Below are 15627 nucleotides of genomic sequence, written 5' to 3'. Positions count from 1 at the left end.
TTGTTTCAGTTTAAAAAACACCTTATTATAGCCGATTAGCAATGAATTTTCCTAATAGGATACATAAAAAAGCTGTAACAGTTGAAAAATAAAAGGATAATAAAGGAAGTGGTGGTTTGTTTTATGGAAATGCAGCCTTTGAGTGAGGTTGAAAAACTGGCGCTAAAAAAGGTAAAAATCTTTAGGCAAAGCCTGTTGCGGTATATTTTAAGGTCGATGCTTGCCAGCATGTTTATTGGCTTCGGGGTCATTGTTGCCTTTAAAACCGGAAACTACTTCTATACAGTACATTCTCCACTGGCCTATCCGATGGCCGCTATTACATTCGGTTCCGCCATCATTTTAATTGCCTATGGCGGCGGCGACTTATTTACAGGAAACACCTTCTATTATTCCTATGCGGCCTTCCGCAGGAAAATGGCATGGCAGGAAGTAATAAAATTGTGGATAAGCAGTTATATCGGCAATATTTTAGGAGCTGCAGTTTTTGCCTTTATCATATTCACCACTGGTCTGTTCGCAGAGTCCTCAGTTAACGGTTTCTTATTAAGTGTTGTTGAAAAGAAGATGCAGGTACCAACCATTGAGCTATTTTTTCGCGCCATCCTCTGTAACTGGCTTGTCTGTCTAGCTTTTTTCCTGCCATTAGCTTTAAAGGGCGATGGACCGAAAATGTTCGCCATGATGTTGTTTGTATTTTGCTTTTTCATTTCGGGGTATGAGCACAGCATTGCCAATATGTGTACGTTCGCTATTGCCCTTGTATTAAATCATCCGGGAACGATTTCTTGGGCCGGGGTCATTCACAACCTGATTCCTGTTACGATTGGCAACCTGCTTGGTGGCAGCCTTTTAATGGCCTGGATGTATTATTTTGTCAACAAACCCTTTTTGGATGAATATACCTAATAGATTAAATAGGGGCAATCGACAAATTTCCCGGGGAATAGTCATTATGACCCATGAAACTTCGACACCATTAGCAACTTTTAACTCATTTAAAAGCTGTCATCTGAGATATCCAGGTGACAGCCTTTTTTAGTAATTCCATATCGTCTTATATGCTTGCTTCCAAGCCAAAAATGTAATGCCAGTAATCAAACAAAGATAAATATACACACCAAATGGGATTAACGTCGCCACAAGATGCACCCCGACGAACCCACCTACCAGAAGTATGGCAAGAAATATTTTAATCCCGCCGCTTTGGGCGGCATCCTCGAAGGATTCAGAAAAAGGCAGTGTTCCCTTTAGAAACAAGGAACAAATAACTGTGTATAGAATAGAAGCAATCAGTCCAACTACCAAATCCGGAATAATTTTAAACCCAAATATCACCGTGAAAATCACGCTTAAGATAAAATAGATTGGAAAAAAGAGATTTACAATAAACACCTTTAAAGAGGCACTATATAGCGATGCCAACTTCCCTATAGGTGCTATCCGGTAAATCCATGCCCCTTTATATTTCCCTGAATATTTAAGCATGGTGACCGTATTTGGAATCATGAGACCGCACATATAAATAGAAAGGTACCATTTACTTGTTACCAGGCTGTGAAAGGAGTTCATTTGAATTTCGTTAAACATGAAAATGAACGGAAAAACCAATGATAGTCCTAAAGCTGGATATACCTTCAAGCGGAATTCTCGTTCGTTGCGCATCATGTTATCCGCAAAGCGAAAGAAAAGTCTTTCCTCTTTATTTGTACAAATAACTCCCGCCAGCCAATTTTTCCATTTCCGCTCTTTTCTCCTGCTCTCACCGCTTTGATTGGCCAGTTTCTGCAAATTACCTTCAAACGACGGCATCATTCTACTGTAAATCACCATCGCTAACAGCGGGATGACCACTGCCAAGACTGAAAATGAGATTAGGTACATACTCCATTGCTGTCTTAACGCCAGTTCAATTGGTGCTGCAAACCAGATGGGCGGAACAAAAAATTGCCACCAGCTCGGGGTAAAAGTGATATTCATATCAACAAAATTAAACGCTCTGACGGCCACCTGATATCCTACAGCAATAGTAATTGATAAGCCGATCTGTACATAATTAATGATATCCTTTAGCTTTTCTCCATCAAAGAATCGTAAAATGAAATAATAGATAATCGAGGTTAACACGACGATGAATAGATTAATAAGAATTAGCCCGATTATCGTTAATAGCAAAAATAAAATTCCATGACGCACCGTCCCGGCAATTAGAGGGGCTGTCGCAATCGCCGCAGTCAGGAAGAAAAGATAAATCGCGATGTGAACGGTTTTTGCAGCTGTGATTGTCTTTTTTCCAATCGGTTTTGTCCCAAGGATTCCCTTGTCACGAATATCGAGAAGAACATTGGAAAAATCAGAAATCATAGATGTCATCACCAAAAACATGACAACGCCAAAAAAGATACTCATTTGATACATATAATATTTCCCGAAGATTACCAAAGGAATGAGCATGACGCTAAGCAATGCATACATGCCGAGCGACTTGATAAAGCCATTTTCCTCCGGCTTATTCTTCTTTTTGGTTTGTTGATTAAAAATGGTCGGTGTCCTGCGCCCATCCATCGTCAGTTTGACTGCAAGAATTCTTCTCATGACAGGATAATCGATACCAGACTTTTCAAATAGCCCGCGGAACAAATCAAGGATTTTTAGTGTTCGGAACTCCTTCACAGCTACACCTCTTGCACAATCGAGACAAATTCCTCAGCTATCGATTTATATTGGTTAAACCCGGTTAACTGATTAAAAATTTGCTCTAGTGTCCCTTCCTTGTTTTGCTCCCTTAATTCATTGAAACTTCCGTCCGCAACAATTTTCCCATCATTGATCAGGATGATACGATTGCTAATCTTCTCGACCACATCCATAATGTGCGAGGAATAAAAAATCGTCTTTCCCTGTGCCGCGAGCACCGCGAGGATTTCTTTAAATACCATGACACTGTTGGCATCAAGACCGCTTAACGGCTCATCCAGGAATAATAAATCCGGGTTATGTAATAAGCTTGAGATAATGAGAACTTTCTGCCGCATTCCCTTTGAAAAAGAGGCAATCCGTGAATGATAGACCTCTCCCAAACCAAAGGCCTCCATCAGTTTCTCGGCTTTATAATCTGCATCGCGATGAGCCAAACCGTACAATTCGCCGACAAAGGTCAAATACTCCATCGCCGTAAGGTTATCATAGAGTTCAGCAATTTCCGGCACATAGCCAATTCTCCGTTTATATTCCATGTCATGCTCTGAGAGTTTTTCTCCAAAAATTTCAATTGTTCCGGAATAGTCACCTTCAAGTCCAAGGAGTATCTTGATGGTAGTACTTTTCCCAGCTCCGTTTGGCCCGATATACCCGATAATCTGTCCGCGTTCGACTGTCAAATCAATCCCTTTTAAGACTTGTTTAGCTCCATAATTCTTTTGTAAATTTTTCAAAACTAGCACTTCTTCTTGGATGGTCATCACCTTCTTCATTGTTTTTATAGTTTCATATTAACATAATTTCCCTTTACCACTATAAAAAAATGGCTGGTCCGAAACCAGCCATTATTTCTTACTCAAATAATGGGCATAAATTTTGATCATAAAATAACTTACTTCCTCTGGCAGCAATTCCTTAATTGGCTTTAACCGCTCCCGGCCAGCTTCCGCGACAGCTTTTTCTAAAAGCGGCAGGTATTCGGGCGGAATCAGCCTCGAAAAATCCACTTCCAGTCGCTGTTGGGCGCACTGCAGTAAATGAGCTTCGACAGTACTAACAGCCAATTCGCGTTTGTCGGCGATTTCATCAATCGACAAATGCTGTTGATGCAAGCTTAACGTCTCCAAGTGTGAATCAGTTACAGCTTTTTTAGCTGGCTTTTTAGCGGGAGCGGGCTCCGGTTCAGTTTCACTATGATAATCCGGGTTATTTTGCAGAAACTCCCTGACACCCTGAATAAACTGGAGGCCATATTTTTGGAGTTTACGCTCTCCTACACCACTAACCTGTAAAAATTCTTCGCTTGTTTTTGGCAGCTTGGCGCACATATCCTTAAGGGCCGCATCGGAGAAGATGACGAATGGCGGCACCCCTTCAGTATCGGCGATGCTTTTGCGGACTGCCCGCAATTCTTCAAATAATGGATCATTCTTGGAGACTTGTTTCACCTGGACGGTTTCTCTGCGTTGAACTGGTGATTTTCCTAGTAAGACTTCTTTTCCCATTGGAGAAACATAGATGGTTGGGAAGGATCCCTGCTCAATGGCTAGTAACTCCTGAGAAATGAGAAATTCGATAAAATCGCTGACATCCTTCGCGCTCTTGTCCTTCATGATTCCGTAAGTTGTTAGCTTATCAAAACCAAGTTCGGTCACTTTTTTATTTTTCGATCCCGTTAATACCTGGGCTGTTAAGTTTTTGCCAAATCGCTGTCCCATTCTGATAACGCATGACAGAACCATTTGCGCCTCTTTCGTTACATCTATGCTGCTTCTTGAGTCCGTGCAATTGCCGCATCTTCCACAATCCTCGGTGTCTGTTTCACCAAAATACTGGAGAATAAATTCCTGCAGGCAGCTTTCCGTGTGGCAATAATCGACCATCTGCTGGAGTTTTTCAAGTTCCTGCTTGCTACGTCTTGGGTCACTCGATTGTTCAATAAGAAAACGCTGAATCTGAACATCCTGCGGAGAGTAGAGCACGATACATTCACTGTCAAGTCCGTCACGTCCGGCACGGCCCGCTTCCTGATAATAGCTTTCCATGTTTTTAGGAAGCTGCAGGTGGATACAGTAGCGGATATTGGATTTGTCAATTCCCATTCCGAAAGCCGAGGTGGCAACCATAACCGATGCTTGGTCAGTTAGGAAACGTTCTTGTTCATTGGCCCGGTCAGCATCCCCCATACCGGCATGATACCGAGTAACGTTGATATTTTCTTTCCGAAGCCGTTCATAAAGGGTGTCGACATTCTTCCTAGTAGCGGCGTAAATGATGCCTGCCTCTTTTTCGTTCTGTTTAAGATAATCCAGTAGAAATTTAATGCGGTCCTGCCCTTTAATAACGGAGAATGATAGATTTTCCCGCTCAAATCCCGTGATAATCGTGTTATCCTCATCAATATCGAGCAGGCTGCAAATATCTTCTCGCACCTTTGGCGTTGCGGTTGCTGTCAAAGCAAGGACTTTCGGTGTTTGATGCAGACTGTCGACCATTCTTTGGATATGTCTGTAGCTCGGGCGGAAATCATGCCCCCATTGGGAAATACAGTGGGCTTCGTCAACGGCGATAAGCGGAATATCCATGTTTCTTAAATCTTCAACAAAATCTAGCGACTCGAGGCGCTCCGGCGCTATGTACAGCAGTTTATACTCTCCTTGTTTGGCATCACGGATTCGTTCGTTTGCCTCGGAGTAGCTTAGCGAACTGTTGATAAAGGTTGCTGAGATACCTGCTTGAGTGAGAGCATCGACTTGGTCCTTCATTAGCGAAATTAATGGGGAAATTACGATGGTTGTTCCCGGCAGGATTAGGGCAGGTATTTGGTAGCAAATTGATTTTCCGCCGCCGGTTGGCATGACGCAAATGGTATTGTTTCCATTTAGGACTGATTGGATTGCTTGCTCCTGACCGGTGCGGAAGGAACTGTAGCCAAAGTAGGATTGTAGCAGGGGAAGTGCTTTTTCAAACAAAATTATCCTCTCCTTTCTTACATTCTTTGAATTATTCCTAATCTATTATAACTCTTAAACCTGAGTCTGTGAGAAAAAAAAGAGGCCGTTTAGCCTCCTTTGCACCCACTGCTCTATCTTTTAACTATGAACTGCTGCGGTACCGGAAATATATTGAAGAAATTCTTCTCCGATTCTCGAAATGGTTGAGCCTGCCCTTCCTTGGCGGACAATTAATAAATCTAATTCCTGCAGGACTTCCATTCTTGCTCTTAATTGCTGTTCAGTCAAGCAAATGTCCTTTTCATCTAATAACTTTTTAAGCGTTAATCTCCCATATGATAGTCTATCACTCTTACCAGCCTTAAATATCTTCAGAATTTCAACACTTTCTTCTAGAAAACCGTGCGCTTCTATGGTTTTAATTATTTCTTGGGGATTGATTACAGGCTGCCGCAGGGCCTGTAATCGCTTCTCCTCTTTGCGTATCTTTAATGGTAATAAATCGACCTCAATTGTTTGTTTCTCTAAGAACGAAAGGTAAGTAATCGTATTATACAGTTCGGTTACGTTGCCTGGCCATTCATAAGCAAGTAACTGATTCATTACTTCTGGAGTGAATGAGATATCCGTTTTATTTAACCTTGCCTTTATATCCTCTATCAGCGGAATAAAATCATCGCTTCGCTCTCTAAGGGGGGGCACTTTTATGGATAACGAGGTTAAAGAATGATAAAAGGAATCGATCAGCTCCCCGTCCTCTCTAACTTTATTCAAATCCTCTGAACTGCAGGAAATTAATCGGGCTTGAAATGGAATAGGTTTGCTCCCAGCTACTCGGAAAAACTCTTTTTCCTTTAGGGCATAAAGAATGCGTTCTTGCAGTGGAATGTGCAGTTCATCAATGTCCTCTAAAAAAACCGTTCCATTCTTGGCTAATTCAAATACACCCATTGTAATCATCTGGTCTTCTTCCGAACCAAATAACTCCTTTTCCAGCATATCCGCAGGTTTCGATTTACAACTAACGGAGATAAAGGGGGCGCTAGAATGATTGGAATAATGATGAATCGCCTGAGCGACCATACTTTTCCCAGACCCCTTTTCACCGTTAATATAGATAGGAAGTGGGGTACTGGCAAAATTCTTAGCCAGTTGGACTGTTTCCTGCATCGATTTACTCACTGCTATTACATGATGGAAGGTATAACGCGCAACATCTCGAATATCCTTTGTTTGATTTATTCGAGGACCCCCGTCTTCCCATTCATACTCCAACGATAGAGATACCAAGGATTTCATGTATCTTTTTACAATATGAGAGGGATTGTACTCTCTCTCAAGCGCATTGGCAATCTCGTAAAAGGTTTCAATATCCAATACTCTGAATCCGATATTGATTACCCGAATTAATCCTGTTGGTAAGAAATCCTCTTCTCCAGGTGTTAATATATAGTCAATATTTTCCGGTATCGATTCATCAGGATTATAAGGATAATACTCGTGCTCAAAGACTGCCTCACGTAAGGAAGTGACTGTCTCTTCAATATTAGTTTTATTATCATTGACAACAAGAATCTTTTGACCTGGCGGGAGATTAATCAGTTCCCTTGTATTAGCAAAATTAATATCTCGTTTGGCTATTATACATGGACATTTTGCCGGAATAAGCTGGTTAACTAACCCTTTAATCATATGATGGGAGAGAACAACCACATCATTTGATTGGACCATATTCTTTCGCAATTCTTTTAAGGTTGTTGGTCTAATCGTAATCTGATGCCCTAGCACGTCCCTCATTTGTTTAGTAATTTGTTCTAAGTATTTTTCCTGTATCGCAATAATATGAACAATCCGATTAGACATCTCCAGCAGACCTCCGAAACAAATCCAAGTGCAAGTATTTATATTATACTAGTACAAATGGCATGATACATAGTGCCCATTTGAAATTTCTTTAAGCTTTGGAACTTTCTGTTTACACTCTTCCTTTGCAAATGGACATCTGGTATGAAACGTACAGCCGCTTGGCGGATTGGAAGGGCTCGGAATATCTCCCTTCAAAATAATCCGATCTCTTTTTAAGCGGGGATTCGGAACCGGCACAGCTGATAATAATGCCTTTGTATATGGATGGAGCGGCTCTCGATAAAGGGTTTCTTTGTCTGTTAATTCTACAATCTTTCCTAAATACATGACACCGACACGATCACTGATATGTTCCACGACACTTAAATCATGGGCAATAAATAAATAGGTTAATTGAAATTCTTCCTGAAGGTCTTTTAAGAGATTCAGAATTTGGGATTGGATGGATACATCCAAGGCTGATACAGGCTCATCCGCAATAATCAGTTTTGGATTAACGGCAAGGGCACGGGCAATTCCTACCCTTTGGCGCTGCCCGCCGCTAAATTCATGAGGATATCGGTCAGCGTGATAAGCGCTTAAGCCCACTACCTCCAATAAATGCTGGACACGCGCTTCTCTCTCCTCTTTTGGATACCCATGAACAATTAACGGCTCTGCAATAATCTCTCCGACCTTCATCCGTGGATTTAGTGAGGCATATGGGTCCTGAAAGACCATTTGGAATTCTTTTCTCAGCTCCCGGATTTGGTTATCGTTCAATCCGCTAATTTCTTTTCCCTCAAATACAATTTGCCCTTCTGTCGGGTCAAGTAATTTCATCAGCATTCTTCCAGTGGTGGACTTCCCACAACCGCTCTCACCAACCAGCCCCAACGTTTCGCCCTTATGAATGGTAAATGAAACTTCATCTACGGCCTTTACATATGTTTGTTTTCCGCCAAATAGGCCTTTCTTTTTGGGAAAATATTTTTTCAAATTTTTCACTTCAACTAAAGGAGTTTCCATAACCTATACCTCCAATACTCCGCTATCCTGGTAAAGCCAGCATCTGCATGTATGATCATTATCTATTGATGTCAATTCTGGATCTTGATTTCTGCATATTTCCATTACCTTATTACAGCGCGGAGCAAATTTGCATCCTTGCGGCATATTGCCCGGTGTAGGAACATTGCCTGGAATAGATTCTAATCGGGTAATCTTTTGCCCAAGCTTTGGCACAGAATCGAGCAGCCCAATTGTATAGGGGTGTTTTGGATCCTCAAAAATAGTAAAGACATCCGCTTCTTCGACCACCTTACCAGCGTACATGACGACAACCCGGTCACACATTTCAGCAACCACTCCCAAATCATGGGTAATCATCATGATTGATGTACCGCTTTCTTCTCTTACCTTTCTCATCAGGTCCAAAATTTGTGCTTGGATAGTTACATCGAGTGCCGTTGTCGGCTCATCAGCAATTAATAGTTTTGGTTTGCAAGCCATCGCCATCGCAATCATGACACGCTGGCGCATCCCGCCTGATAGCTGATAAGGGTATTCGTCAACAATTTCTTCAGCCCTTGGTATTCCAACAAGCTTTAGCATATTAATGGCATGCTCTCGCGCTTGTTTTTTATCATATTTCAAGTGAAGCATGACTGCTTCCTCAATCTGTCTGCCTATTTTGTAGACCGGGTTTAGCGAAGTCATCGGTTCCTGAAAAATCATGGCTATCTCATTACCCCTAATCAGGCGCATTTCTTTTTCTGAAAGATTGGTTAGATCTTTCCCTTCAAATTCAATAGATCCGCCAACAATCTTCCCTGGTGTATCCTTTAACAAGCGCATAATTGATAAGGAGGTAACGCTTTTTCCGCAACCTGATTCACCTACAACCCCAACAGTTTCTCCCTTATTTACTGAAATGGTTACCCCATCAACTGCCTTCACTACTCCTCTATCACTCGAAAAATGCGTTTGCAGATTTTTAATTTCTAGTAATTTTTCAGCCATCACCGTACTCCTTTCTGATGGTTAATCTTTAATTTTTGGGTCGAGCGCATCCCTGAGTCCGTCACCGAAAAGGTTAAAGGCCAGCACGGTTAGAAAAATGGCAACCCCCGGAAAAAATGTTACATGCGGTGCTGTGTTTAAATAATCCCTTCCACCACTTAACATCGCTCCCCACTCAGGAGACGGCGGCTGTGCGCCAAGTCCAAGGAAACTTAAAGATGCCGCTGTTAATATCGCTGTTCCGAGACGCATCGTAAAATTTACAATAATGGCCGAGACAGTTCCAGGGAATATGTGCTTCCAAATAATTCTCCTCGGCTTAGCACCAATTGACCTAGTTGCCTCAACGTAAACGGTTGATTTAACAGCCAATGTACTGCTTCTTACAATCCGTGCAAACATAGGTACACTAAAGATAGAAATAGCTATGATGACGTTTCCTAATCCAGGTCCTAGAATCGCAATAATCCCAATTGCCAGTAGAATCCCTGGAAAAGCGAAGAGAATATCGCAAAAACGCATGATGATATTATCGATCCATTTTCCGTAATATCCACTAATCAGGCCAAGAATCGTTCCTCCAACTGCACCTAATAAAACCGATATAATACTGATAAATAAGGAAATTCTTGTCCCAATAATGATTCGGCTAAAAATATCCCGGCCGTAAGCATCGGTTCCAGCCCAATGCTGTGCTGACGGTCCTTCAAGGATATGATCATAGTCAAATTCAGCCGCACCATATGGAGCAATATAGGGACCAAGTAACCCTAAAACAAATAACAAGGCTACGAAAATACCGGCAGCTAAGGCCATTTTTTGCTTTTTAAACTTTCGCCAAAATTCAGTGACTGGTGTACTCTTTTTGACGTTAACCGTTTGGGCAAGCGGTTGTTGAATTACTTCATTCACTTTCATTTCCGCCATCAGTCATTCCTCCTCTTCTCACCCGTCAATCAAAACGGATTTGCGGATTTAAAACCCCATATAATAAATCAACGAATAAGTTAATTAAGATAAATTCCAGAGCAAACAACAGCATTTCTGCTTGGATTACCGGATAATCTCGGAAGGCAACAGAATCGATCAGCAATCTTCCCAATCCAGGCCAGCTAAACACTGTTTCAATGACAATCGAACCGCCAAGTAAAAACCCAAATTGTAATCCTGTCATCGTTACAACTGGAATCATTGAATTTTTCAAGGCATGTCCCCAAACGACATTATTTTCTTTTAATCCCTTCGCTCTCCCCGTTCGAATATAATCCTCTTTAAGGACATCCATTAACGAAGAACGAGAGAATCTGGCGATAACCGCGGCTACCCCTGCACCTAGTGTGATCGATGGCAGAATATAGCTCTTCCATGAGTCAAGACCGCCAGTTGGAAGCCATCCTAAATTGACGGAAAAAAGCTGAATTAACATTAACCCAAGCCAAAAGGATGGAAGGGAAATCCCAGAAACGGCACCAAACATACCGAGATAATCTTGCCATTTGTTTCTTTTCGTTGCTGAAATAACACCTATTAGCAGACCAAAAAGAACGGCCCAGGCCATGCTCCAAAACGTTAGCCAGAAGGTAGGCATAAAGCGTTTGGAAATCTCATCAAATACAGGTCGTTTTGTTTTAAGCGAAACTCCTAAATCCCCTTGGACAATGTTTGTAACAAAATTTGCGTACTGAGTGGTTAACGGCTTGTCTAATCCGAGTTCTCTCTCCACGGCTTTTACATCCGCAAGACTGGCATCCGGTCCCGCAACTAATCTTGCTGGATCTCCGGGAATCATGTGAACAAATAGAAAAATGAATATGGAAACAAAGAATAAAATAGGTATGATTCCAATTAATCTATTTAAAAAATACCTTAACAATTGGATTACCCCCTTACAGATAATAGATGAGCGCTATATCACTATAGCGCTCAACCTTGCTTATTGTTTGATTTCAATATTTTCAGCACTTAATGCACCATCAGGAAGCAAGTAAATTCCTTCAAGATAGTTTTTCTTACCCGCCATCGTGTCATCTACGGATAAGAATGCCCATGGTGCGTCTTTCCAGATGGTTGCTTGAGCTTTTTCATATGCTGCTTTTCGCTTTTCTGGGTCCGCTGTTGCAAGTGCGTCTTTTATTGCTTGATTTACTTCGTCGCTGTTATAGTAAGCAGTATTATAAGACTTTGGCGGGAATGCATCTTGACCGCCTACCAATGGACGAATACCCCAGTCAGCATCACCTGTAGATGGAGACCAGCCGCCATAATACAATTCAATTTCTGCTTTATTTGGATCTTGAACTGACCAAATTTTATCGGCCATTGTTCCGGATTCCATTGGTACAATCTCTACCTTTACCCCAATTTGGGCAAGCTGCTGTTGAATAAATTCCATACCCTTACCAGTTTGAGAATTGTTACTGCCCCATAATTTCGCAGTAAATCCATCCGCATAACCGGCTTCCTTCAATAATTCTTTTGCCTTTTCGATATTAAACTTGTATTGCTCCTGCTTGGAATAATACTGTACATTTGGCGCAATGACGGAATCCAGCGGTGTAGCAAAACCATTCATTACCACCTTAACGAATGCTTCTTTGTTAATCGCATAGTTGATTGCCTGGCGAACTTTTGGATCGCTGTATGGTTTCTTTAAAGTATTCATAGATAAATAACGAACAACGATAGATTGCTTGTTTTCTACGACAATGCCATCCTTACCGTTTAGGTCTTCAGCCTGTTCAGTTGGCACCGGATAGATAAAATCTGCCTCTCCTGTTTGAAGCATCGCTACGCGGGCACCGTTCTCAGGTGTTGGCTTGAAAGAAATGGAGTCTACCTTTGGATATCCATCTTTCCAGTATTCCTCGTTTTTCACTACTTTTAAATGATCACTCTGATCCCATTCCTCAAATTTGAATGGACCTGTTCCAACTGGGTGCTGAGATACATCCTTGCCATATGTCTCTAATGCCTTCGGGCTAATCATCATCGCTGCAGGGTGAGCAAAGTTGTTGATCATTGCCCCAAATGGTTCACTCAAAACCACTTTCACAGTATTTTCATCGACAATTTGAGTTTCTTTTACAAGGGCAAATAAGCTGTGACGCTTTAAGTTATTGTCCGGATTTGCTAAACGGTCAATATTTGCCTTAACTGCTTCTGCATTAAATGGGGTTCCATCATGGAACTTAATTCCTTTGCGAAGCTTGAACGTAAATTCTTTTGCATCATCACTTGCGGTAAAGCTTTCTGCAAGGACAGGAATTACTTTCATATCCTTATCAAAGCCGACTAGTCCTTCAAGCATCGTTTTTTGAGCTGAATAAGACAAAGTATCGTTTGTGTCATGCGGATCCATACTGATAAAATTATCAGCAACTGCAATGGTTACGTCCTTGCCATCTTTTTTCGCCAACGCTTGTTCTTTTGCTGGCTCAATATTTTTCTTACCTTCCTTCGAATCGCTTGATGCATTGTTTGAATTGCTGCATCCAATTAAGAATAGGCTGCACAGAACAAATACCGAAATTAATACGTGAACATAACGATTTTTCAAATAACTTCCTCCTCTTGGTATTTAATGATTTTTTCCAACCGCCGTGCCCCACAAGGTGATGACAGGCTAAATTTATACTCCCAGAATATTTATCGATATAAAATTCTGAGTTTAAAACTAAACTTGTACTGCGGGTGCACTCTGAAGGTTAAAGTCTGGAGTCAACTCTCCAATTACCTCATTTCGGGCATTACGCAATTTCGGACGATAATGTTCGCTAAGCTCTTCGATTTGGTTCTCAGTTATCAAATTTAGCTGTTTTAAAACTTCTACGGCCGCAGGGTATACAGCTCGGCCATTTCCATCTTCAATTTTGACGGCAATCCCGATACCTGTTTCAAGGTCTCCAATGCAATATACGCCTTCTGCCCCTGCCTTACCTATGAATCTACCATTTCCAACTCTCATAAAATCGGTACAAAATCGGTCTGTTCCACCGACCATTTCCGGTGCAGTTACCATCGCTTTTGTTATCCGCTTGATTGCATTGCGCCGCGTTTCCGGCAGGTCGTCCGGCTTGGCCATTTTTGCATAACCAAAAGCTAATCGCTCAAGCGGCACCCCATGAACAGGCACTCCACACCCGTCAATTCCAATTTCTATTTCTTCCTTAGGATAGTCAGTCATTTCACTAACTGCTGCCAGAATCCGCTGCTGAACCGGATGTTGTAAATCATAATAATTTTCAATCGGTTCATTCATGTGTTTCGCAGTTGCCAGCATCCCTGAATGTTTACCTGAACAGTTATTATATAGAGGGGTTACATCCTTTCCCTTAAGAATTAGCTCCTTATATGTTTCTTGCCAGCGTGGGATATGGGTGCCGCATTTTAAACAAGTATCCTCCATCTCAGCCCTTCCAAGTATCGATACTACACGATCTGTATGCATTTTTTCCCCGTTATGTGACGCGCAGCATAAGGATAGATCTGCATCACTAAATTCGTAGTGATCAGCAGCCCCTGTTTCCACAATTGGAATCGCCTGGATAGGCTTCATCGAGGAACGGGCAAAAACCTTCGCGTTGGGATCACCAGCATAGTAGAGCAATTGTCCCTTTGCATCTACAACAGCTACATGCCCCTTATGAGAGCTCTCTATTAGATTGCCCCTGGTCACATTTACTAATTTGGTAGAATCCATTTTATTCATCCCTTTTATATAGTTTGATAATTTTTAATTATTATAAAATATAATCCAACCTATTACAACCTATTTATTTTAATTTTGTGATTATTTTGATATAATCGGTCACAAGAACCCCGTTTTCGACACTAATAGGTTGATAGATTCGTCGAGATTTTCTAACCTATTTCAACCTATTAGCCTAATATTTCTTAATTGGAGGAAAATATGAAAAATCAGTTAACCGAATTAAAACCGGAGCTGCTCCGGATATTTAATCACTTACACACTCACCCTGAGATTAGCTGGAAGGAATACAGCACAACAGATTTTTTAAAAGGTTTAGTAGAAGAGCTTGATGTTTCGGTTACCGCTTTTGATGATTGTACAGGTTTGGTTGCGGAGACGGGGTCAGGGGATGTCTGTATTGGTCTGCGGACTGACCTTGATGCTCTCTGGCAGGAAGTGGACGGTACGTTCCAAGCAAATCACTCCTGCGGTCATGATGCCCACATGACAATGGTTTACGGTACATTACTCTTATTTAAAAAAATGAAATATCAACCACCTGGGAGATTAAAATTCATCTTCCAGCCAGCTGAGGAGAAAGGGACCGGAGCCTTAAAAATGATCGAAAAGGGAGTAGTCGATGATATCAGCTATTTATATGGTGTTCATCTTCGTCCTAAGGAGGAAGTCCCGTACGGTAAAGCCTCTTCGGGTATCATTAATGGAGCTGCCAAATTCATCAGCGGTGAAATAATAGGAACAGACGCACATGGAGCAAGGCCTCACCAAGGCCAAAATGCGATTGAAGTTGGAGCGTCCCTTGTCAACGAACTTAGTAAAATCCATCTTAATCCGATGATTCCCTATTCTGTAAAAATGACTTCCTTTCATGCTGGAGGCGAAAGCAGCAATATTATTCCCGGAAATGCAAAGTTTTCGTTAGATCTTCGAGCTCAAAGTAACGAAATCATGAAGCAATTAACCGAACGAGTTGAGAAGATTATCGAGTATATTGCTGCTCTTTATGGAGTGGAAATTAGCGTTAAAGTAAATGCGGGGGTGGCAGCGGCACAGATTCACCCACATGCTCAGTCAATCATGCAGGAGGTAATCATTGAAACCTTAGGCCATGAAGCACATGTTATGCCATACATGTCCAGCGGAGGCGAGGATTTCCATTTTTACACATTGAAGAGACCAAATATTAAGGCCACTATGCTGGGACTAGGCTGTGACTTACTGCCAGGTCTTCATCATCCCAAAATGTCCTTTAATCACGAAGCAATACTTATAGGAATTGAGATTTTGGCCAAGACGATCATAAAAACATTTGAAATGATTTATAGAGATAAATAGAGAAAAAGTTCAGACTGCAGATGACTCCTCTGCAGTCTGAACTTTTTAGAGTAATATTTG

Annotated in this window: 12 protein-coding genes; 2 read left to right on the top strand and 10 right to left on the bottom strand. The window is 41.5% G+C overall.

Going from position 1 to position 15627, the window contains the following annotated elements:
• The first annotated feature begins 123 nt into the window (after positions 1-123).
• Positions 124-909: a formate/nitrite transporter family protein gene (locus ACZ43M_RS05935; protein ID WP_464506496.1), complete on the top strand. Its 786-nt coding sequence runs from the start codon at positions 124-126 to the stop codon at positions 907-909.
• Between the two features lie 129 nt (positions 910-1038).
• Here the strand turns inward: ACZ43M_RS05935 and ACZ43M_RS05930 are convergent, their stop codons facing one another.
• The 10 genes from ACZ43M_RS05930 to ACZ43M_RS05885 all read right to left on the bottom strand — a co-directional run bounded on the left by ACZ43M_RS05930 (position 1039) and on the right by ACZ43M_RS05885 (position 14220).
• Positions 1039-2673 carry a hypothetical protein gene (locus tag ACZ43M_RS05930; RefSeq protein WP_464506495.1) on the bottom strand — a complete coding sequence of 545 codons (1635 nt, stop codon included), beginning with the start codon at positions 2671-2673 and terminating at the stop codon, positions 1039-1041.
• A 2-nt stretch (positions 2674-2675) separates the two neighbouring features.
• Complete coding sequence (locus tag ACZ43M_RS05925; protein ID WP_464506494.1) at positions 2676-3461, bottom strand: ABC transporter ATP-binding protein; 786 nt, start codon at positions 3459-3461, stop codon at positions 2676-2678.
• 84 nt (positions 3462-3545) lie between these two features.
• Entirely contained in the window at positions 3546-5672 is a 2127-nt protein-coding gene (gene recQ, locus ACZ43M_RS05920) for a DNA helicase RecQ (protein WP_464506493.1), read from the bottom strand.
• Positions 5673-5792: 120 nt separating this feature from the next.
• Positions 5793-7517 carry a sigma 54-interacting transcriptional regulator gene (locus ACZ43M_RS05915; protein ID WP_464506492.1) on the bottom strand — a complete coding sequence of 575 codons (1725 nt, stop codon included), beginning with the start codon at positions 7515-7517 and terminating at the stop codon, positions 5793-5795.
• A gap of 48 nt (positions 7518-7565) precedes the next feature.
• Entirely contained in the window at positions 7566-8528 is a 963-nt protein-coding gene (locus ACZ43M_RS05910) for an ABC transporter ATP-binding protein (protein WP_464506491.1), read from the bottom strand.
• Between the two features lie 3 nt (positions 8529-8531).
• Complete coding sequence (locus tag ACZ43M_RS05905; RefSeq protein ID WP_464506490.1) at positions 8532-9521, bottom strand: ABC transporter ATP-binding protein; 990 nt, start codon at positions 9519-9521, stop codon at positions 8532-8534.
• A gap of 21 nt (positions 9522-9542) precedes the next feature.
• Positions 9543-10448, bottom strand: a complete 906-nt coding sequence (locus tag ACZ43M_RS05900; protein WP_464506489.1) for an ABC transporter permease subunit — start codon at positions 10446-10448, stop codon at positions 9543-9545.
• 25 nt (positions 10449-10473) lie between these two features.
• Positions 10474-11394 carry a glutathione ABC transporter permease GsiC gene (gene gsiC, locus ACZ43M_RS05895; RefSeq protein ID WP_464506488.1) on the bottom strand — a complete coding sequence of 307 codons (921 nt, stop codon included), beginning with the start codon at positions 11392-11394 and terminating at the stop codon, positions 10474-10476.
• A gap of 60 nt (positions 11395-11454) precedes the next feature.
• On the bottom strand, positions 11455-13077 hold the full coding sequence (locus ACZ43M_RS05890) for a glutathione ABC transporter substrate-binding protein (RefSeq protein WP_464506487.1): 1623 nt from the start codon (positions 13075-13077) through the stop codon (positions 11455-11457).
• A 117-nt stretch (positions 13078-13194) separates the two neighbouring features.
• Positions 13195-14220 carry an asparaginase gene (locus ACZ43M_RS05885; protein WP_464506486.1) on the bottom strand — a complete coding sequence of 342 codons (1026 nt, stop codon included), beginning with the start codon at positions 14218-14220 and terminating at the stop codon, positions 13195-13197.
• Positions 14221-14430: 210 nt separating this feature from the next.
• Between ACZ43M_RS05885 and ACZ43M_RS05880 the strand changes: the two genes are divergently transcribed.
• The gene (locus tag ACZ43M_RS05880) at positions 14431-15567 is read left to right on the top strand and encodes a M20 peptidase aminoacylase family protein (RefSeq protein WP_464506485.1); all 1137 of its coding nucleotides are present in this window, start codon (positions 14431-14433) and stop codon (positions 15565-15567) included.
• Positions 15568-15627 lie beyond the last annotated feature (60 nt).

The sequence above is a fragment of the Neobacillus sp. B24 genome (genome assembly GCF_055381825.1).
The sequence above is the reverse complement of the archived record's forward strand: the minus strand, read 5'-3'. Positions and strand labels throughout refer to the sequence as shown.

Excerpts from the sequence above, each read along its gene's own strand:
- ACZ43M_RS05885 (WP_464506486.1), bottom strand. The coding sequence starts at position 14,220 with ATGGATTCTACCAAATTAGTAAATGTGACCAGGGGCAATCTAATAGAG.
- ACZ43M_RS05880 (WP_464506485.1), top strand. The coding sequence starts at position 14,431 with ATGAAAAATCAGTTAACCGAATTAAAACCGGAGCTGCTCCGGATATTT.
- ACZ43M_RS05925 (WP_464506494.1), bottom strand. The coding sequence starts at position 3,461 with ATGACCATCCAAGAAGAAGTGCTAGTTTTGAAAAATTTACAAAAGAAT.
- ACZ43M_RS05915 (WP_464506492.1), bottom strand. The coding sequence starts at position 7,517 with ATGTCTAATCGGATTGTTCATATTATTGCGATACAGGAAAAATACTTA.
- ACZ43M_RS05905 (WP_464506490.1), bottom strand. The coding sequence starts at position 9,521 with ATGGCTGAAAAATTACTAGAAATTAAAAATCTGCAAACGCATTTTTCG.
- ACZ43M_RS05900 (WP_464506489.1), bottom strand. The coding sequence starts at position 10,448 with ATGGCGGAAATGAAAGTGAATGAAGTAATTCAACAACCGCTTGCCCAA.
- ACZ43M_RS05935 (WP_464506496.1), top strand. The coding sequence starts at position 124 with ATGGAAATGCAGCCTTTGAGTGAGGTTGAAAAACTGGCGCTAAAAAAG.
- ACZ43M_RS05910 (WP_464506491.1), bottom strand. The coding sequence starts at position 8,528 with ATGGAAACTCCTTTAGTTGAAGTGAAAAATTTGAAAAAATATTTTCCC.